This window comes from Phenylobacterium sp. (genome assembly GCF_028290885.1).
Classification (GTDB): domain Bacteria; phylum Pseudomonadota; class Alphaproteobacteria; order Caulobacterales; family Caulobacteraceae; genus Phenylobacterium.
The window spans coordinates 19,073-36,369 of sequence record NZ_JAQGIZ010000242.1; the positions used below are offsets into that span (position 1 = coordinate 19,073).

Annotated in this window: 16 protein-coding genes and 1 tRNA gene; 10 read left to right on the forward strand and 7 right to left on the reverse strand. The window is 69.8% G+C overall.

Translation table 11 applies throughout. The features are described from left to right. Positions 1-173: 173 nt before the first annotated feature. The 4 genes from JWP28_RS16070 (at position 174) to JWP28_RS16085 (ending at position 3,449) form a co-directional block, all read left to right on the forward strand. Positions 174-851: an MBL fold metallo-hydrolase gene (locus JWP28_RS16070; protein WP_299544476.1), complete on the forward strand. Its 678-nt coding sequence runs from the start codon at positions 174-176 to the stop codon at positions 849-851. 49 nt (positions 852-900) lie between these two features. After that, entirely contained in the window at positions 901-1,635 is a 735-nt protein-coding gene (locus JWP28_RS16075; RefSeq protein ID WP_299544479.1) for a response regulator, read from the forward strand. 73 nt (positions 1,636-1,708) lie between these two features. Continuing rightward, positions 1,709-3,052, forward strand: coding sequence for a HAMP domain-containing sensor histidine kinase (locus JWP28_RS16080; RefSeq protein WP_299544480.1), 1,344 nt, complete (start codon positions 1,709-1,711; stop codon positions 3,050-3,052). Between the two features lie 184 nt (positions 3,053-3,236). Then, on the forward strand, positions 3,237-3,449 hold the full coding sequence (locus tag JWP28_RS16085; RefSeq protein WP_299544482.1) for a general stress protein: 213 nt from the start codon (positions 3,237-3,239) through the stop codon (positions 3,447-3,449). Positions 3,450-3,510: 61 nt separating this feature from the next. On the opposite strand, the gene egtB is transcribed toward JWP28_RS16085, so the two are convergent. After that, the gene (gene egtB / locus JWP28_RS16090; protein ID WP_299544483.1) at positions 3,511-5,772 is read right to left on the reverse strand and encodes an ergothioneine biosynthesis protein EgtB; all 2,262 of its coding nucleotides are present in this window, start codon (positions 5,770-5,772) and stop codon (positions 3,511-3,513) included. Between the two features lie 223 nt (positions 5,773-5,995). Between egtB and JWP28_RS16095 the strand changes: the two genes are divergently transcribed. Continuing rightward, a complete protein-coding gene (locus tag JWP28_RS16095) occupies positions 5,996-6,535 on the forward strand; it encodes a sigma-70 family RNA polymerase sigma factor (protein ID WP_299544485.1) in 540 nt (179 codons plus the stop codon). Here the strand turns inward: JWP28_RS16095 and JWP28_RS16100 are convergent. The 3 genes from JWP28_RS16100 to JWP28_RS16110 all read right to left on the reverse strand — a co-directional run bounded on the left by JWP28_RS16100 (position 6,532) and on the right by JWP28_RS16110 (position 9,567). After that, the gene (locus tag JWP28_RS16100; RefSeq protein ID WP_299544487.1) at positions 6,532-6,696 is read right to left on the reverse strand and encodes a NepR family anti-sigma factor; all 165 of its coding nucleotides are present in this window, start codon (positions 6,694-6,696) and stop codon (positions 6,532-6,534) included. The two genes, JWP28_RS16095 and JWP28_RS16100, sit on opposite strands and share 4 nt — an antisense overlap. 87 nt (positions 6,697-6,783) lie before the next feature. Beyond that, positions 6,784-8,520, reverse strand: coding sequence for a CocE/NonD family hydrolase (locus tag JWP28_RS16105; protein ID WP_299544488.1), 1,737 nt, complete (start codon positions 8,518-8,520; stop codon positions 6,784-6,786). 288 nt (positions 8,521-8,808) lie between these two features. Beyond that, complete coding sequence (locus JWP28_RS16110) at positions 8,809-9,567, reverse strand: FkbM family methyltransferase (protein WP_299544489.1); 759 nt, start codon at positions 9,565-9,567, stop codon at positions 8,809-8,811. Between the two features lie 189 nt (positions 9,568-9,756). Here JWP28_RS16110 and JWP28_RS16115 point away from each other — a divergent pair, with 189 nt between their 5' ends. The 4 genes from JWP28_RS16115 to JWP28_RS16130 all read left to right on the forward strand — a co-directional run bounded on the left by JWP28_RS16115 (position 9,757) and on the right by JWP28_RS16130 (position 14,649). After that, entirely contained in the window at positions 9,757-10,002 is a 246-nt protein-coding gene (locus JWP28_RS16115) for a hypothetical protein (protein ID WP_299544491.1), read from the forward strand. A gap of 80 nt (positions 10,003-10,082) precedes the next feature. Next, positions 10,083-11,459 (forward strand): L,D-transpeptidase family protein, encoded by a 1,377-nt coding sequence (locus tag JWP28_RS16120; RefSeq protein ID WP_299544493.1) that lies wholly within the window; start codon positions 10,083-10,085, stop codon positions 11,457-11,459. Between the two features lie 67 nt (positions 11,460-11,526). Continuing rightward, entirely contained in the window at positions 11,527-12,759 is a 1,233-nt protein-coding gene (gene kynU / locus JWP28_RS16125) for a kynureninase (RefSeq protein WP_299544495.1), read from the forward strand. 93 nt (positions 12,760-12,852) lie between these two features. Continuing rightward, positions 12,853-14,649, forward strand: coding sequence for an ATP-binding protein (locus tag JWP28_RS16130; RefSeq protein WP_299544496.1), 1,797 nt, complete (start codon positions 12,853-12,855; stop codon positions 14,647-14,649). Between the two features lie 69 nt (positions 14,650-14,718). Here the strand turns inward: JWP28_RS16130 and JWP28_RS16135 are convergent. After that, positions 14,719-14,808, reverse strand: a tRNA-Ser gene (locus tag JWP28_RS16135). Positions 14,809-14,975: 167 nt separating this feature from the next. Beyond that, positions 14,976-15,248 carry a sel1 repeat family protein gene (locus JWP28_RS16140; RefSeq protein WP_299544498.1) on the reverse strand — a complete coding sequence of 91 codons (273 nt, stop codon included), beginning with the start codon at positions 15,246-15,248 and terminating at the stop codon, positions 14,976-14,978. Positions 15,249-15,533: 285 nt separating this feature from the next. Between JWP28_RS16140 and JWP28_RS16145 the strand changes: the two genes are divergently transcribed. After that, on the forward strand, positions 15,534-16,049 hold the full coding sequence (locus JWP28_RS16145) for an RcnB family protein (protein WP_299544499.1): 516 nt from the start codon (positions 15,534-15,536) through the stop codon (positions 16,047-16,049). A 5-nt stretch (positions 16,050-16,054) separates the two neighbouring features. Here the strand turns inward: JWP28_RS16145 and gatB are convergent. Further along, a partial coding sequence (gene gatB, locus JWP28_RS16150) for an Asp-tRNA(Asn)/Glu-tRNA(Gln) amidotransferase subunit GatB (RefSeq protein ID WP_299544500.1) occupies positions 16,055-17,297 on the reverse strand: 1,243 nt, incomplete at its 5' end.

A 17,297-nucleotide genomic window follows, 5' to 3' on the forward strand; every position in this document is an offset into this window, starting at 1 on the left:
CGCATGCGCCCCCACCGGGCGTTTGGCGGCACGCTAGCGGCGACGGCGTGCGCGGGCAATGTCCGCTCGCGCACGCATTTTGCCCCACCTGCCGGAGTTTGTTGTGAATTCGGGCGCCGGACCTATTCTAAGGGGAAAATCCGGCCACCCCGCCACTGCTTCGAGGAGCAAACTTGGACGGCTCGCAAACCCCGCCTCCGATCCGCGCCCTGATCGCGCCGGTGACGCCCCTGCAGCAGAACTGCACGATCGTCTGGTGCGCCAAGACGCTGAAGGCCGCGGTGATCGATCCTGGCGGCGAAGTCCCGCGCCTGCTGGAGGCGCTGAACGGCCAGGGCCTGACGCTCGAGAAGATCTGGATCACCCACGGCCACCTGGACCACGCCGGCGGCACGGCGGCGCTAAAGGAGGCCACCGGCGTCCCCATCGAGGGGCCGCACCCCGACGACGCCTTCTGGATCGACCAGATCGACGCGTCGGGCGCCAAGTGGGGCATGCCGGAGGCGCGCAGCTTCACGCCCGACCGCTGGCTGCAGGACGGCGACAAGGTGACACTGGGCGAGACCGAGTTCGAGGTCTACCACTGCCCCGGCCACACGCCGGGCCACGTGATCTTCTTCCACCGCGAGGCCCGCTTCGCCCAGGTCGGCGACGTCCTGTTCCAGGGCTCGATCGGGCGCACGGACTTCCCACGGGGCAACCACGCCGACCTGATCGCGGCCATCACCGGCAAGCTCTGGCCGCTGGGCGACGACGTGCGCTTCGTGCCGGGGCACGGGCCGATGTCGAGCTTCGGCCAGGAGCGGCGCACCAATCCCTTCGTCGCCGACGCAGTCTTGTCGCACTCGTGATTTCAACCGCGAAATCTGGACGTTACCCGCTGCAGCCAACGTCTGGACCATGGAGCAAATTCTCGACATGAGCACGGGCGCCCGCATCCTGATGGTGGATGACGACCCCGGCATCCGCGACGTGGTCTCGGACTTCCTGGGCAAGCACGGCTACAAGGTCGACACCGCCGGCGACGCCATCGAGATGGAGCAGGCGCTGGAGCGCGGACCCGTCGATCTGATCGTGCTCGACGTCATGCTGCCGGGCGAGGACGGCCTGGCCATCTGCCGCCGGTTCGCCAACGGCGAGGGCGGGCCGCCGATCATCATGCTGTCGGCCATGGGCGAGGACACCGACCGGATCGTGGGCCTTGAACTGGGCGCCGACGACTACCTGGCCAAGCCCTGCAACCCGCGCGAACTTCTGGCGCGGGTGCGGGCCGTGCTGCGCCGCGCCGAACAGCGCAGCGCCGCCGGCGGCGTGGGCGCGGGCTGCGAGTTCGCCGGCTGGCGGCTCGACCTCGTGCGCCGCGAGCTGCGTTCGCCGCAGGGCGTGGTCGTGAACCTGTCGTCGGGCGAGTTTTCCCTGCTCCGCGCCTTCGTGGAGCGGCCGCAGCGGGTGCTGACCCGCGACCAGCTGCTGGAATTCGCGCGCGGGCCGGACTCCGACGCCTTCGACCGGGCGATCGACGTGCAGATCAGCCGGCTGCGGCGTAAGCTCGACGACGGCGGCGGCGGCCACGAGCTGATCCGCACCATCCGCAACGAGGGCTATATGTTCACCGCCAAGGTGAAGCGCACATGATCCTCGGTCGCCTCCTCCTTCGCCAGGGCTATGCAGGACCCGTCCTGCGAAGCTCCGCCGGGAGCGAAGCGGGGTGAGCCGCCTCGGCGGCGCCAGGCCGACCGGATCGCTGTTCATCCAGCTGGCGACGCTGACCGGCCTGACCCTGGTGGCCGCCCAGGCAATCAGCCTCTTCCTGCTGTTCAACCTGCCGCCGCCCAATCCGGATTTCTACCGCCTCTCCGAGATCGAACAGACCATCAAGGGACCCCCGCCGGTCTTCACGGAGCGCCGTCCCTTGGAGGTGCGGACGACCTCGCGTCCGCCCGGACCGGCGATGGACGGCGCCGCCGCGCCGGCGATCCGCGTCAAGCTCGCCCAAGACCTCGGCGTGTCCGTCGACCGCGTCGTGCTGGGTAGCCGGGGCGGCCCCTTCGCCGACCGCCGGGTGTTCCGCATCATCCGCGACCGCATCGCCCGCGAGGGCGTGCGCGAGGAGCACTTCCTGGTGGCGCCGTTCGACGTGGGCATCCGGCAGCCGGACGGCCGCTGGACCGTCGTGCGTCCCCAGCGGGCGTTCGGGTTCAGCCTCTGGCAACGGCGGATAGCGCTGTGGTTCGTGCTGTCGGCGCTGGCCATGGCGCCGGTGGCCTACATCTTCGCCCGCCGGCTGTCGGCCCCGATCCGGCTGTTCGCCGACGCGGCCGAGCGGCTGGGCCGCGACCCGAGCGCCGAGCCCCTGGTGCTGAAGGGCCCCGCGGAGATCGGCGTGGCGGTGCGCGCGTTCAACGACATGCAGGAGCGCCTGCGGCGCTACGTCGAGGATCGCACCGCCATGGTCGGCGCCATCGCCCATGACATGCGCACGCCGCTGACCCGCCTGCGGTTCCGCATCGAGAGCCTCCCTGACGACCAGCGCGCCAAGATGTCCAACGACATCGACCAGATGGAGGCGATGATCTCCGCGGCGCTCACCTTCGTGCGCGACGCGAGCCGGCCCGGCGAACGCACGCCGCTCGAGCTGTCGTCCCTGCTGGAAAGCCTGTGCGACGAGATGGCCGAGACCGGGGCTTCCACCCAGGTGGAGTCCGGCGACAAGGTGGTGCTGGAGGGCGATCCGATGGCGCTGCGGCGGCTGTTCTCGAACCTGCTGGACAACGCCGTGAAGTTCGGCGGCCGGGCGCGGGCGCGGGTGTTCCGCGACGCCGCCAACGCGGTGGTCGAGATCGACGACGACGGTCCGGGCATCCCGACCGCCGACCGCGAGAAGGTCTTCGAGCCCTTCTATCGCCGCGAGCCCTCCCGCAGCCGGCAGACCGGCGGCATCGGCCTGGGACTGGCCATCGTGCGCTCGATCGCCCGCGGCCACGGCGGCGACGTCGACCTGGTCAACAGGGTCGGCGGCGGGCTGACGGTGCGGGTCCAACTGCCGCTCTGAGCCTCCAGGGTTGTGAGATCGCGCCCTTGTGATCGAGGCGGGGCGCCCCCTTAAAAACGGTTCAGCTTGGGCCGATCCTCAACCTTCGCCGCGAATAAGCCGCCGTTTTGGACGCAACCTTGGCCGCGCCTTGCGGGTTAGCCCAACCGCAACGCCACAAGACGCCTTGAGGAGCGTAACCCAAATGCCCACCGCTGACACAGGCAAGCCCCGCGCCCGCCGAGGCTTTGCCGCCATGAACCCCGAACGCCGCCGCGAGATCGCCCGCAAGGGCGGAGCCAGCGTGCCCGGCGAGAAGCGCAGCTTCGCCAAGGACCGCGATCTGGCGGCCTCCGCCGGCCGCAAGGGCGGCGAAGCCAGCCGCGGCGGCGGCCGCACCCGCGGCCGCGAAGCCTAGAGTCTTTGCCTGGTCGCGCTTCCTGGTCGGCGGACTTGTACAAGTCCCCGCCGGGAAGCGCTCAGGCCATCAACGAGACAACGGCGAAGGCGGGCTCCTCGTTGAGCCAGCTGGTTTCCAGCGTCCAGCCCGCCTTCTGCGCCAGGTCGGCAAAGCCCTGCACGGTGAATTTGCAGGAGTTCTCCGTGTGCAGGGTTTCCCCTTTCGCGAAGCGGAAGCTCCGGCCGGCCACCCTCACCTGCTGATCCTCGCGGCTTTCCAGGTGCATCTCGATGCGGCTCTCGCCGGCGTTCCAGATGGCGCGGTGCGCGAAGGCGTCTAGGTCGAAGTCCGCGCCCAGCTCGCGGTTGATCCGCGCCAGCAGGTTCTTGTTGAACGCCGCGGTGACGCCCAACGCGTCGTCATAGGCCGCCACCAGCACGTCCGGCGACTTCACTAGGTCGATCCCCACCAGGAACCGTGCGCCCTGGCCGAGCAGGGTCCGGGCGCCGGCCAGGAAGGCCAGGGCCTCCTCGGGCGTGAAGTTGCCGATCGTCGAGCCGGGGAAGAAGCCGGTGACCGGGCGGCCCTGCGCCGCGGGCGGCAGGGTGAGCGCGCGGGTGAAGTCCTCCAGCAGCGGCGCCACGGTGAGCTTCGGATAGTCCCGGCGGATCGCGGCCGCGGCCTCGTCCAGGGCCGCGCGGCTGATATCGACGGGGGCGTAGACCCCGACCTGCGGCGCGGCGTCCAGCAGGATCCGTGTCTTGAGGCTGGCCCCGCTGCCGAACTCCACCAGCGCCGCGCCAGGGGAGATGATCTTGGCGATCTCCGGCGCGATACGGCGCAGCAGCGCGATCTCGGTGCGGGTGGGATAGTATTCGGCGAGCTCAGTGATCGCCTCGAACAGGCGCGAGCCCTCGGCGTCGTAGAAGTATTTCGGCGGGACGGTCTTTCGCGGCCTTGAAAGGCCGGCCAGCACGTCGGCCTCGAACTCACTCGTCACCTCCGCGTCGGCGCTGCGCGACGCATCGCGGGCCAGGCGCACGCCGGAGAACATCCAGCGCTGCTGCGGATAAAAGAAGTTGCGGTAGCTCGCCCGCACGTGGCCGTTGGGCGTCACGCAGGCCCCGCCACGCAGCACGAGCTGGCTGGCCATGAACTTGCCGTTGTATTCGCCGACCGCGCCCGCGGCAGGCTTGAACCCCGGATAGGGGGCGTAGGCGCTGCGGGTCCAGGCCCAGAGGTCGCCGAACATCTGGCGCAGGCCGGCGCCCGGCGGCGGCGCGGCCGGCTCGAGCCGGCCCGAGCCGCGGAAGGCGCCGGCGACGGGCAGCCCCTGTGCGGCGTGCTCCCACTCGGCTTCGGTGGGCAGGCGCGCGCCGGCCCAGGCGGCATAGGCCTCGGCCTCGTAGAAGCTGACGTGGCTGACCGGCGCAGCCGGATCGAGCGGGCGCAGGCCGTGCAGGGTCATGGCGTTCCAGCCGGCGCCGTCCTGCTCAGGGCCTTCCTGCCAGTAGAGCGGCGCCGCCCAACCGTTGGACTGCGCGCAGGCCCAGCCTTCGGCAAGCCAGAGCTCGGGGCGCCGATAGCCGCCGTCGGCCATGAAGGCCAGCCATTCGCCGTTGGTCACCAGCCGATCGGCGAGCTCGAAAGGCTCCAGCCAGACCCTGTGGCGCGGAGTTTCGTTGTCGAAGGCGAACCCGTCACCGGCATGGCCGATCTGGACGAGGCCGCCCTCGAAGCCCACGAAGCGAAGCGGTTCGGGCGGCGGATTGTGCTGGGCCGCGCGCGGCGGCGCATAGCCCGGCTGCAGAGGCGACTGGGCGAACAGGTGCAGGATGTCCATCAGGATCAGCTCCTGATGCTGCTCCTCGTGCGCGAGGCCCAGGTCCAGCAGGTCGGCGAAGTCGCCCGCGCCCTCGGCCAACAGCCGGCCCATGGCTTCGTCGACGTGCGCCCGGTAGGCGAGCACGTCGTCCAGCGAGGGCCGCGTGAGCAGGCCGCGCTCGGGCCGGGGCTGCCGCGGGCCCAAGGCCTCGTAGTAGGAATTGAACAGGTAGTGGAAACGCGGGTCGAAGGGCCGATAACCCGCCAGCCTCGGGCCGAGGAGGAAAGTCTCCCAGAACCAGGTGGTGTGCGCCAGGTGCCACTTGGTGGGGCTCGCGTCGGGCATCGACTGGGCGAGCTGGTCCTCCGGCGTCAGGGAGCGGGTCAGCGCCTCGGTCGCCTGGCGCACCGCGCGGTAGCGGTGGACCGCACTCGACGCGGGGCCGGGGCCCCACCACGTGGTGCGCGTTTGCGACAGCGCCTTGGGGGGCGCCTGCGGATCGTCGGACTGGGCCATATGCCTCCTCTCCGCGCCCGGAACCCGGACGCGTCTCTCCCGCGGCGCCAGACCTAAGCACTCGAAGCTGCGGCGCCAACCGGGCCGGCAACCAGCGTTCCGAAAAAAGCGACGATTCCAGCAGACCAGGAGCCGGAACGGATACCGTCGGCCTCGCGTTCCCCGAGCGCCGGAGAAGCAGAGTGCGAACCGCCCTGTCGCCGGAAGTCGTATCGAGGGCGTGATGACCGCGACGTCCAGCTGGCGGGATGAAGTCGTCGCATTGATCCCGGCGCTGCGGGCCTTTGCCTGGTCCCTGAGCCACAACGGATCGGACGCCGACGACCTGGTGCAGGACACCCTGATCAAGGCCTGGACCAATCGGGAGAAGTTCGAACCCGGCACCAACCTGCGCGCCTGGCTCTTCACCATCCTGCGCAACACCTACTACACCCACGTCCTGCGCCGCCGCCGCGAGGTGCGCGACGAGAGCGGCGAGTACGCCGGAACCCTGAAGGCCCTGCCGACCCAGGATTGGAGCGTCGCGATCCGCTCGCTGCAGACCGCGCTGCAGAAACTCCCCGTCGAGCACCGGGAGGCGCTGATCCTGGTGGGCGCCGCCGGGCTGTCCTACGAAGAGGCCGCCGAGATCTGCGGCTGCGCGCTCGGCACCATCAAGAGCCGCGTCAACCGGGCCCGCGCCCGCCTGCTCAAGATCATGGACGCCGAAGACGCCACCGACGTCATGGCGCTGGAGACCCTGCCGGTGGCGGCCCGGGCCTAGCCGGCCTTCTTGGCCGGGTCCGCCGCGCCTTCGTCCAGCTGCTCGGCGACCGACAGGATCCGGTCAGGCACAGGCCGTTGCTCCACCGCGCGGAACATTGCCTTCAGGCCCTTGTCGAGCGCTTGCCTCTTGGCCCGATCCCCTGCCGATTTGCGCGCCATGGCCCCTCTCCGACGGTGCATGCCCAACGTGCCGCAGGGCTGATGTCCGGCAGGTTAAACGCCCTTCCGAACCGTCCGGTACGCGGCCTACTTTCCGTCCGGATAGACCACCGGCAGCACCAGGGCCGAGGGGTGGGCGGCGTCCATATAGACGGTGTTGGCGGCGACGCGGGGGGCCTGCCTGTGCTCGCCGGGCGCCTCTCCGGTGTTGGGGTTCACCTCGAAGCGCGGGCTGTTGGACGAGGTGATGTGCAGCGCGATCCTGTGGCCCTTCTCGAAGGTGATCGCCGTCGACCATAGGTCGATGTCGAGCTCCTCCGGCGCGCCGGGGGTCATCATCCTGACGTCGTCCGGCATGCGGCCGTGGCGGAAGCGGGCGCGGACCGGGGCGTCGAGGACCAGCGCCTCGTAGCCGTCCGGGTAGACGTCGACGAGCTTGGCCATGAAGTCGGTGTCGAGGCCGTCGGTGGCGCCGTAGAGCTCGACCTTCACCGGTCCGGCGATGGTCACGTCCTTGTCGAGCGCCGGCGTCTGGAAGCGCAGATAGTCCTGCCGGGCCGGGATCGCGCGCTGGTCCATGGGCCCGCGCTCGAACGTCAGGTTCGCGCCGCCGACGGTCGGGACCGGGTCGGCCGGATCGAAACGGTAGGAGACCTTCACGCCGTCGCCGCTCGGGGCCTTGCCGGACAGCACCTTGTCTGGGGTCAGGTAGTAGCGGACCTCGCGGTTGGCCGGCGGCCAGTTGGCCGAGGTCAGCAAACGGTTCTTGGGCGAGAGCTGGCCCTTCTCGGCCCCGGCCATCATGTAGTAGCCGACCGGCGGCTCATCCATGATCCCGTTGTCGACGCCCTTCAGCCAGTAGTCGAACCAGCGCAGCTCCTGGTCGCCGGCGAGGTTCAGGCGGTCGAAGCCCGGATATTCCAGATCGCCGCTCAGGGCGCCGTGGCCGAACGGGCCCATCAGCAGCTTCTGGTTGCCCCGCGCGCCCTTGGCGCCGTGATTCTGCAGGTATTCGAAGTTCGAAACGTTGCCGTGGTCGAAGATGTCGTACCAGCCGCCGACGTTGTAGATCGGGATCTGGATGTATTTGCGGTTGGTGCTCATCGCCGCGCGGTTCCAGAAAATGTCGTCGCCGACCCGCCGGCGCTGGGTGTTCAGCACCTCGTCCGAGACCCCCTGCCCCTTCGACCAGCCGAGCACGTCCTTCTCCTTCAGGACGCCGCCCATGTAGCTGTTCTGCATGAGGTCGTAGGGCGCGACGACGACGTAGGCGGCCTTCAGGTGCGGCGGGGCGGCCATGGCCGCCTCGTTGGCGGTGATGCCCATGGCGGAGCCGCCGGAAAGGCCGACCTTGCCGTTGCTCCAGGGCCGGGCGGCGGCCCATTCGACGCTGTCGTAGCCGTCCTCGACATCGTTTTCGAAGGCCGCATAGAAGCCCTGCGACCGTCCCTTGCCGCGGACGTCCTGCAGGACGTAGACAAAGCCTGCGTCGGTGTAATGCTTGGCCTGCTTGACCAGCGCCTCGCGCCGCTTCGACCCGTCGGGGTCGTGCTCCTTGTCTATCCGGCCGTCCTTCAGATAGGGTGTGCGGGTCATCACCACCGGCCAGGGTCCGGTCCCGGCCGGCTTGAAGACGTTGGCCGCGAGCTTCACCCCGTCACGCATGGCCGCCATTTCCTCCACGGCGCCCGGCGCCAGGCCCGGCCACCTATAGGGCGCGGCGGCGACGGCCTCGGCGGCCGGTTTTGCGGGGGCGCCGGCGGCGGCGGTCGCCAGCGTCAGCGCGAGCGCCGAGGCGAGGGCGAGATGAATGGGCTTGCTCATGCTGGAAATCCCCCCAGGGCGGGTCTGCGCCCGCGCCAAATCAGCTTCGTTTCAAATGCCGAGGGCTGTCCCGCTCCGCGGGCGGCATCTAAGCACAGCCACCGCCACGCCGTCAGCCGCCCGCCATCGAGACCGACTGGCGCTGGCTGCGGAAGCGCGCCGACAGCCCCTGGTACGCATTGGCCCGTCTCTGCCGCCAACACGCGTCGGGCAAATCGGGAGCGGCGCTGGGCCAGGTGACTGCCGATCTGGGCGCCCTGGGGCTTCCGTCGCGCGTTCGATGCCGTGCTAAGCCCGGCTGGCGAACATGTCGCCATATTCGGCCTGTTCGACCGAAAACCCTTCCAGCCACGCCTTCGCCCCGGCGAGGTCCATCCACTCGGGCGTCGCATAGCGGTATTCGCGACCGACGATCGGACGGAATCGGTAATTCCGGGCCCCGAGGTGTTCCAGGCATTCGACCGAGGGCGCCTTGCGGCGTGCGCCGAACTCGAAGCTGACGTAGCGCGGCCGGAAGGTCATGCCCCGCAGGACGTTGATCTCGAACCCCTCCACGTCGATCTTGACGTATTCCGGCTCCCCGAACTCCTTGGCCAGGAGGTCGAGCGTCGTGACCGGCACCTTCAGGGTATGGGTCCAGCTCACGTCCGCGTAGTCGGGGGAGGTCTCGATCCATTCGGCATGGCGGTCCACGAGGGTGCTGTAGCCGGGCGTGCTGCAGACGTTCAGCTCCGCCTCGCCCGGCGCCTCGGCGATCGCGGTGAACACCGGGTCGATGTCGAACATGTGCGAAAGGGCGGTCAGGCGCGGCGCGAAGGCGGTGTTCGGCTCGATCGCCAGCACGCGGCCGCCTTCGCGCGCGAAGATCTCCGAATACTCACCCTGGTTGGCGCCGACGTCGAAGACCCGCATCCCGGGCTGGAAGAACTGGCTGTAGAACGCCCCCATGCGCGCCTTGTGGGCCGCGATTTCCGGCTTGAAGACCGCCTGGTAGGCGCTGCGCGCCACCGGATAGAGCGGCGTCTTCATGAGCAGGGTCTTGAGCATCGGACTCCCCAACGTCGGCCTCGCCGCCGGGGCGCTGCCCCCGGCCGTCCCGACAGCGCGCGACGACTAGACCATCTGCCCCGCAACTCGCCAAGCGGCATTGCGCGGGCGGCAAACCGGGCAATCGCGGGAACTCCGTCCCTTCAGGCCGGTTGAAGTCGGTCCATCAGGGACGCAGGAGACTTCGTCATGAAGAAGAAGATCTTGATCGCCGGCGCCGGCGCAGCGCTGTTGCTTGGGTCCGTCGCCATCGCCCAGACCGGTTCAGGTTCAACCGGCTCCGCGACGGGCGGCGACCAACCGACCGGCAGCTCCTCCAACAGCGCGGGCTCCAGCCCGGCCACCAGCAACCCCAATGCGGCAAGCAGCGCGTCGCAGAACGCCACCGACACTGCGGCGACCAGTTCAACCCAGCAGGCCGGGGAGCGCGGCTGACGCAAACACCGCTCGGCGGGACGAGGGCGCGAGCGCGGCCGGACACCGATGAGGGCCTTGGCCCGGTCGGACTGCTGGCCTTGGCGAGCGTCCTCGCCCTGGCCCCTTCTCAGGATCTCGGAGGCCGCCCGCGGGCGATCGCGGCCGTCGAGGCTTCGGACAGGGCGATTGGCGACGCCTTACGCGCCGAGCTGGCGGCGGACGACGCGGCCGACTTCTCTTCGGTTTATCGCGAGCGCGGCTATCGGCCCCTGTGGTTCGCCGGCTCGCAGCCACGTCCGGAAGCCTACGCCCTCGTGGCGCAGTTGAAGCATGCCGACGGCGATGGCCTTGATCCGCGCGCCTATGGCGCAGATCGCCTCGCCGCTGCCGTGGCCCACCTGCAGGGCGACGCGGCCGTCGATGCGGCGCGCACCGAGCTGGCGCTTTCGAGGGCGTTCGCGCACTACGCCGTCGATCTGCGCAGCCCGCCGCCCTCGGCCGAACTACTGATCACCGATCCGGCGCTCACCCGCCCCCTGACGGCACGCACCGCCCTGCAGCGCGCCGCGCGTGCGCCTTCGCTGAGCCAGCACCTGGCCCAGCTCGTCCCGATGAACCCCGTCTACCAGGGCCTTCGCACGGCCCTGGCCGCCTACAGGGCCGAAAACCCGCTGGCGCCCCAGCAGGACGTCTACGCGCGCCGGCTGCGCATCAACCTCGCCAGGGCCAGGGCGCTGCCGCCCTACGCCGACGCCCGCTTCGTTCTGGTGGACGCCGCCTCGGCCCAGCTTTGGCTCTACGACGACGGCAAGGTCCGCGAGACCATGCCGGTGGCCGTGGGCAAGCTCAGCAACCCGACGCCGCTGATGGCCGGGATGATCCGCTACGCGGTGTTCAATCCCTACTGGAACGTGCCGCCGGACCTAGTGCGGGACAGCTTCGCTCCGAAGGTGCTGCAACATGGCCTGGGCTACCTCGCCGCGCAGCGGATGGAGATCCTCTCCGACTGGTCGGACCAGGCCAGCGTCGTCGATCCCGCCGCCGTCGATTGGGCCGCCGTCGCCGCGGGGCGCCAAACGCTTCGCATGCGCCAGCTGCCAGGCCCCGGCAATATGATGGGAGCGGTCAAGCTGATGCTGCCCAACAGCCTCGGGGTCTATCTGCACGACACACCGGACAAGACTGTCTTCAACTATGCGGAGCGGACCTTCAGCGCCGGCTGCGTGCGGCTCTCGAACGCCATGGGGCTCGCCCGCCGGCTGTTGGGCGGGGATCCGCCGGCCCAACCGGACGGCCCGCCGGAGCAAAGGGTCGACCTTCCCGAGCCGATCCCCGTCTACATCGCCTACTTCACCGCCATGCCCCACGCCGGCGGCATCGCCCTGGCCCAGGACATTTACCGCCGCGACGCTCCGCTCCTGGCCGAGCTTGACGCCAAGGCGCCGGCAGGACGCATACAGCTCGCCCAGCGCTGACCCTTCCTGCGGGCGGCGGCGCGCACTAAGAACTCCCGATGCCTCGCCGAAGTCCAGGACCGCATCCGTGACCCGCGAGGACGCGCAGGCGCTGGACGCCGCCGACCCGCTGGCGCGGTTCCGCGCGGCCTTCGCCCTGCCGGCGGGGGTGATCTACCTGGACGGCAACTCCCTCGGCCCGCCGCCCGTCGCCGTCCACGAACGTCTGGCGCAGGCCTCGCGCGCCGAATGGGGCGAAGGCCTGGTGCGCAGCTGGAACACCGCCGGCTGGATCGATGCGCCGCTGCGGGTCGGGGCCAAGATCGCCCGGCTGGTCGGGGCTGCGCCCGGCGAGGTGGTGGTCGCCGACTCCACCTCGGTGAACCTCTTCAAGCTGGCGGCGGGCGCCCTGTCGCTGCGGCCCGGCCGCACGACCATCCTTTCGGAGGCCGGCAACTTCCCCACCGACCTCTATGCCCTGCAGGGCCTTTCCGCCCTGCTCGGTGACCGCGCCCGGCTGAGGACCGTGGCCGCCGAGGACCTGGCCGGCGCCATCGACGAGGACACCGCCGTCGTGGCGCTGACGCATATCCACTACAAGTCGGCCCTGCGCTGGGACATGGCGAGGATCACCGCCGCGGCCCATGCGAAGGGCGCGCTGACGCTCTGGGACCTGTGCCATAGCGTGGGCGCCGTCGCCGTGGACCTGAACGGGGCGGCCGCCGACCTCGCGGTGGGTTGCAGCTACAAGTACCTGAACGGCGGTCCGGGCGCGCCGGCCTTCCTGTTCGTGGCCGAGCGCCACCAGGCCGCGATCCGCTCGCCGCTGACCGGCTGGATGGGCCACGCGGAGCCCTTCGCCTTCGAGGACGGCTACCGTCCGGCGGCCGACATCCGCGGCCAGATCACCGGCACCCCGCCGATCCTGGGCCTGGCGGCGCTGGAGGCCGGCATCGACCTGCAACTGGAAGCTGATCCTGCGCAGGTCGAGGCCAAGGGCCTGGCGCTCGCGGACCTGTTCATCGGCGAGGTCGAGGCGCGCGCCGGCGATGGCGAGCTCAGGCTCGCGACCCCCCGCGAGGCGGCCGCGCGGGGCCTGCACGTCGCCTTCGCCCATCCGGAGGGCTATGCGATCGTCCAGGCGATGATGGCCCGCGGCGTCGTCGGCGATTTCCGCGCGCCGGACATCGCGCGCTTCGGCTTCTCGCCGCTGTTCCTGAGTTATGCCGAGGTCTGGGACGCGGCCCAGGCCCTGGCGGAAGTGCTCGGCGCCCGGGCCTGGGACCAGCCGCAGTTCCGCACCCGCGCGGCGGTCACCTGAGGTCCGCAAGCGACCCGGCCAACGCAACTATCGGTCGTAACCTTACGTCAGGCATTTTGAATCATCCTGTGGATCGAGAGGAGTCCCCAACGGATGTCTCCCCGCCCAGGACAGTCACCGACGACGGCCGCCGGCCTGCCGCACGCCGTCGCTTTCGCCATCCAAGCCAACCGCAACATCGTGGTGCAGGCGACCGGCCTCATCATGGTGGTCGTGACCGGTCTGGGCGTTGTCCCGGCGCCCAATCTGCTGGCCTGGACCCTCGCCGCGTTCGTCGTGCTCACGACGGAGAACCTGCTGCTTCATCAAGTGGCGCGCGGCGGACGGTTCGCGCACGCCGCCGGCCGGTGGGCGCCGTGGCTGCGCATCCTGGCCACCTCGCTCTACGCGCTCGCCGCCTTCGTCCTGATCGTCAAGGGCGGCCCGGTTGAGCGGCTGTTCGCCTTCGCCTTGATGACCGTGTCTATGGTGCACGTGCTGATGCGCTACTACCGCGCGCGCTGGATCCTGCTGGCCAGCCTGTCGCCCTACATGGTCATCCTGGGCCTGGTGGCCTACGCCCAGGCGCGGATCGCGCTGGCGCAGCATCACTTGCTGGGCGCGTTCGCCGCCAGCTTCACCCTCGTCCTGTTCGGCGTGCAGTTCTGGTCGGCGCGGGCGCAGCTCGCCGGGGCCTGGATGGAGCTGATGAGCGCGCGCCAGGCCGCCGAGGAGCGCGAGCGCGCCGCCGAGGCCGCCAACCGCGCCAAGTCCGACTTCCTGGCCACCATGAGCCATGAGTTGCGCACGCCGTTGAACGGCGTGCTGGGCATGGCCCAGGCGCTGACCACCGAGCGGCTGACCGAGTTGCAGCACGAGCGGGTCAAGATCATCCGCCGGTGCAGCGAGGGCCTGCTGGCGGTGCTGAACGACCTCCTGGACCTCTCCAAGATCGAGAGTTCCTCCCTCGAGCTGGAAGTGGCCGAGTTCGACCTCGAGCACCTGGTGCGTGGCGCGGTGTCGGCCTACCAGCCGTTGGCCGACAAGAAGGGCCTGTCATTCTCGTTCGCGATCGATGAGGCGGCGCGCGGCCGCTATGAGGGCGACTCCGCGCGCATCCGGCGCATCCTCTACAGCCTGGCCGACAATGCGGTGAAGTTTACCGAGGGCGGCGGCATTACGCTCAGCGTGGCGCGAGAGGCGGGCGCCGTGGTGTTCCGCATCGACGACACCGGCGTCGGCATCGCGCCCGAGGACCTGGAACACCTGTTCGACGGCTTCTTCCAGGCGGACACCGGCCGCACCCGCCGCTATGGCGGCGCGGGCCTCGGGCTGGCCATCTGCCGCGAGCTGACCCACCTCATGGGCGGGACCGTCGAGGCCGTCAGCGAGCCCGGCGCAGGCTCGACCTTCATCGTGCGGCTGCCGTTGAAGCCGGCTGCGGTCGCCCCCGACGCCGGGCGGTCCGCCGGCTCGTCCGAGCCGGCGGACGCCCGCGAGATCCGCGTGCTGGCCGCCGAGGACAACGCCACCAACCAGTTGGTGCTGAAGGCGCTGCTGGCCCAGGCCGGGATCGTCCCCACCATGGTCGAGAACGGCCGCGAGGCGCTGGAGGCCTGGGAGACCCAGGACTGGGACATGATCCTGATGGATATCCAGATGCCGGTGATGGACGGCGTCGCCGCCACCCGGGCGATCCGCCAGCGCGAACGGGCGCTCGGTCGCGCCCGAACGCCGATCATCGCCGTCACCGCCAACGCCATGACCCATCAGGTCGCCGAGTACGAGGCCGTCGGCATGGACGATATGGTCCCCAAGCCGATCGACGTCGCCACCCTATTCGCGGCCATGGAGCAGGCCCTGGAGCAGGGCGCGGCCGAGCCTGCCCAAGCGTCGGCGGCTCGGGCCTAGACGCCCGCTGCCGGTCGCGTCGCGAATTGTCGGGGGTCGATCCTGCGAAGCTCGCAGAGCGAAGCAGGATGGCGGTGACGGAGGGATTCGAACCCTCGATACCCTTTCAGGTATGACGATTTAGCAAACCGTTGCCTTCAGCCACTCGGCCACGTCACCTTATTGAAAACGCTCCGGTATTTCGGAGGCCCTCAATGCCCATGTGCAGCCGGTGCGCAACCGGCCCCTGCTGGGACCGCGGTTTCTAGCCGACGCGCGCGGCTCTGCCTAGACGGCTGTGAGCCGGACGGCGAACGGAGGCCGCCCTCAGGCGGAAGCCAAGGGGCTCAGCCCCGGGCCAGCCACTCGCGGGCCTGGCGCTGCGCCTCGGCCACATCGAGGGAGGCCATCTCTTCCGAGAGCTCCTTGCGGTAGACCTTGGCTTCGACCGACCCGCGCATGGCGGCCAGGTTGAACAGCATGTGGGCGGAAACATAATCCAGCGGCGCCCCGCCCTGGCCGGTCGAATAGAGCAGACCCAGGCGGAAGAGTTCGTCGCCGGAGGCTTGCGCGCCCGGCAGCGGAAGACCCTCTTTGGCGACTTGCAGTTGCGCAAGCATGACCTTGTCCCTTTTGCGGCCGCCGGACCCCCGTTCTGGGAAACCTGATCGGCCTATCGCAAGGGCAGGAAACAGGACCCACGCTGAACACATGGTTAAGGTCACTGTTGTCCTGCCTTCATCTTGCCGCAGTGGTTAAAAGGTCGCAGGTCATCCGGCCGGGGCATGGCAGGCAAGGCGTGCGGCGTCGAACGGCGGTTGAGCGGCGTTCGTTCAGGCGCAGTTCAGGCGTAGCTGACATTGTAAGCATCGACCGAGGACGCGTTTTTGAGGATGATTGGCGACATGCGACGCCTGATCTCCGTCCTGGCCGCCGCCGCGCTCGCAGCCACACCGCTGGCTACGGCCGGCGCGGCCATGGCGAAGGACCACGGAGACGGCGGCCGGCCTGAGCAGCGCGGTCCCGGCGGCGATGGCCGCTGGCAGGGCGGCGGGCGCGGCGCGCCTGCGCCCCAGGTCTGGCGTGGCGGGGGCGAAGAGCGCGGCGGTGGGCGCGAGTATCGCGGCGGCGGCGAATACCGCGGCGGCTATGAGCGCGGCGGCGGACGCGGGGATCGGGCCGAGCCGCGCTATGAGCAGCGCTACGATCCGCGCGCCTATGCTCCGCCTCGCGGCTCCTATGCGCCGCCGCCGCACCGCGGCGGCTTCCTCCCGCCGCAAGCCGGCGGCCAGGTAATCCAGGACTACGGCCGCTTCCGGCTGCGGGCCCCGCCACGCGGCTATGAGTGGGTGCGGGTGCCTGGCGGCATGGCGCTGGTCTCGACCATGACCGGCCAGGTGTTCGACGTGGTGCCCTACTAGGGTTCCTAACCCAGCCCCAGCTTGGTGCGCAGCATCTGGTTGATGACGCCCGGGTTGGCCTTGCCGCCGGTCTCCTTCATCACCTGGCCCACGAACCAGCCGATGGCCTGGGGCTTGTCCTTCACCTGGGCAGCCTGGCCGGGGTTGTCCGCGATCAGCTTGTCGATGATCGCATCCAGCGCGCCGGTGTCCGAGACTTGCTGGAGCCCTTGCTTTTCGACGACCTCGCGGGCGCGGCCTTCGCCGGCCCACATGCGTTCGAACACTTCCTTGGCGATCTTGGAGGAGATCACCCCCTCCTCGATCAGCTGCACGAGTTCCGCAATGCCGCCTGGCTTGATCGGGCTGTCGGCGATGTCCAGCCCGCCGGCGGTCAGCCGCGCGGCCAGGTCGTTGGTCACCCAGTTGGCGGTGAGCTTGGCGTCGCGGCCCTTGGCGGCCGCCTCGTAGAAATCCGCCCTCGCCTGCTCGGTGATCAGCACCTGGGCGTCGTAGGCGGTCAGGCCATACTGCGACTGCAGGCGGGCCTTCTTGGCGTCCGGCAGCTCCGGCAAGGTCGCCTCGATGGCCTTCACCCAGGCCGGGTCCAGGTCGAGCGGCAGCAGGTCCGGGTCGGGGAAGTAGCGGTAGTCGTGCGCCTCTTCCTTAGAGCGCATGGAGCGGGTCTCGCCCTTGCCGGGGTCGAACAGGCGGGTCTCCTGGTCAATCTTGCCGCCGTCCTCCAGGATCTCGATCTGCCGGCGCGCCTCGTACTCGATGGCCTGCTGGATGTAGCGGTAGGAGTTGACGTTCTTGATCTCGCAGCGCGTGCCCAGGTAGCTGAAGCTGCCGGTCTCGCGGAACTTCTCGTAGTCGCCGGGGCGGCAAACCGAGACGTTGACGTCGGCGCGCAGGTTGCCCTTCTCCATGTCGCCGTCGCAGGTGCCCAGATAGATCAGGATGGTCCTCAGCTTCTTGACGTAAGCCGCGGCTTCTTCTGAACTTCTCATGTCCGGCATGGAGACGATCTCCATCAGCGCGGTGCCGGCCCGGTTCAGGTCGACGTAGGTGGAGTTGGGGTCCTGGTCGTGCAGGCTCTTGCCGGCGTCCTGCTCCAGGTGCAGCCGCTCGATGCGCACCGTGAAGGTCGAGCCGTCGTCGTGCTCGACGATCACCTCGCCGGCGCCGACGATCGGGTCCTTGAACTGGCTGATCTGATAGCCCTGCGGCAGGTCGGGGTAGAAGTAGTTCTTCCGGTCGAAGTGGCTC

Coding starts and splice junctions, on each gene's coding strand:
- JWP28_RS16085 (WP_299544482.1), top strand. CDS start 3,237: ATGCCCACCGCTGACACAGGCAAGCCCCGCGCCCGCCGAGGCTTTGCC.
- JWP28_RS16110 (WP_299544489.1), bottom strand. CDS start 9,567: ATGCTCAAGACCCTGCTCATGAAGACGCCGCTCTATCCGGTGGCGCGC.
- JWP28_RS16130 (WP_299544496.1), top strand. CDS start 12,853: ATGTCTCCCCGCCCAGGACAGTCACCGACGACGGCCGCCGGCCTGCCG.
- egtB (WP_299544483.1), bottom strand. CDS start 5,772: ATGGCCCAGTCCGACGATCCGCAGGCGCCCCCCAAGGCGCTGTCGCAA.
- JWP28_RS16075 (WP_299544479.1), top strand. CDS start 901: ATGGAGCAAATTCTCGACATGAGCACGGGCGCCCGCATCCTGATGGTG.
- JWP28_RS16145 (WP_299544499.1), top strand. CDS start 15,534: ATGCGACGCCTGATCTCCGTCCTGGCCGCCGCCGCGCTCGCAGCCACA.
- JWP28_RS16140 (WP_299544498.1), bottom strand. CDS start 15,248: ATGCTTGCGCAACTGCAAGTCGCCAAAGAGGGTCTTCCGCTGCCGGGC.
- JWP28_RS16095 (WP_299544485.1), top strand. CDS start 5,996: ATGACCGCGACGTCCAGCTGGCGGGATGAAGTCGTCGCATTGATCCCG.
- JWP28_RS16115 (WP_299544491.1), top strand. CDS start 9,757: ATGAAGAAGAAGATCTTGATCGCCGGCGCCGGCGCAGCGCTGTTGCTT.
- JWP28_RS16100 (WP_299544487.1), bottom strand. CDS start 6,696: ATGGCGCGCAAATCGGCAGGGGATCGGGCCAAGAGGCAAGCGCTCGAC.
- JWP28_RS16105 (WP_299544488.1), bottom strand. CDS start 8,520: ATGAGCAAGCCCATTCATCTCGCCCTCGCCTCGGCGCTCGCGCTGACG.